Below are 741 nucleotides of genomic sequence, written 5' to 3' on the forward strand. Positions count from 1 at the left end.
CCACGCCTGTTCCCCGTCGAGTTCGACCCGGTCGAGCAGGAGGCCGGGTTGCTCCGGCCGCAACCGGCACCTGCCGTCCGGCAGGACCCGGACCGACGCCATCACCGGGGCGAGCGAAGGGTCCGTGAGGCCGACCCGGCTGACGCTCGCGGTGCCAATGGTGTGCTCACCGAGGTCGAGCTGATAGGTCGCACCGGCGACGAAGATCGCCGGTGGTGTGCCGGTGGGCTCCGGCCGCCGCGCGGCGAGCGCCTCGGCGAGTTCCCCCACGGTGTTCTCGGGGGCCGCCTCGACCTGGTATTCGATGACGGCGGTGGACGGATCCGCAACGGTGAGCTGCAGGCGCACGAGGGTCTCCTGGTCGGGTGGTCCGTCGGGACGGGCGGGGCCGCGCGGTGATCCGCTCACCACGCGGCCCGGGCCCGTCCGGTCGTTCAGCGGCCGAGGCTGGCCCCGGTCTGGTTGTCCGTCTCGGAGAACGCGTCGCTGACCTGCGTCAGGTACTGGCTGATGCCCTCCATGCCGTTCAGGGTCTGGTCGACGCTGCCCTTGTACTCGTCGAAGTACGGCCCGAACTTCTGCTGAGCGGCCGGGGTGTTGTAGCCACCCTGGATCAGCGTGTCGATCTTGCTCTTGGCCTGGTTCATCCCGTCCAACAGCGTCTGCATGTTCTGCTTCAGCCAGGTCGAAGACTCCTGCATGTCCTCGCTGACGATGTGGTACGTGGCCACGTTCCGCTCC

Annotated in this window: 2 protein-coding genes; both read right to left on the reverse strand. The window is 69.1% G+C overall.

What is annotated here, in order from left to right; all coding sequences use genetic code 11:
• Positions 1-348: hypothetical protein (locus Vgi01_RS30335; protein WP_204293348.1), on the reverse strand; the 348-nt coding region annotated here is incomplete at its 3' end.
• A gap of 86 nt (positions 349-434) precedes the next feature.
• On the reverse strand, positions 435-741 hold a 307-nt coding region (locus tag Vgi01_RS30340), incomplete at its 5' end, for a WXG100 family type VII secretion target (RefSeq protein WP_102661107.1).

It is taken from the genome of Micromonospora gifhornensis, from assembly GCF_016863515.1.
Classification (GTDB): Bacteria; Actinomycetota; Actinomycetes; order Mycobacteriales; family Micromonosporaceae; genus Micromonospora; species Micromonospora gifhornensis.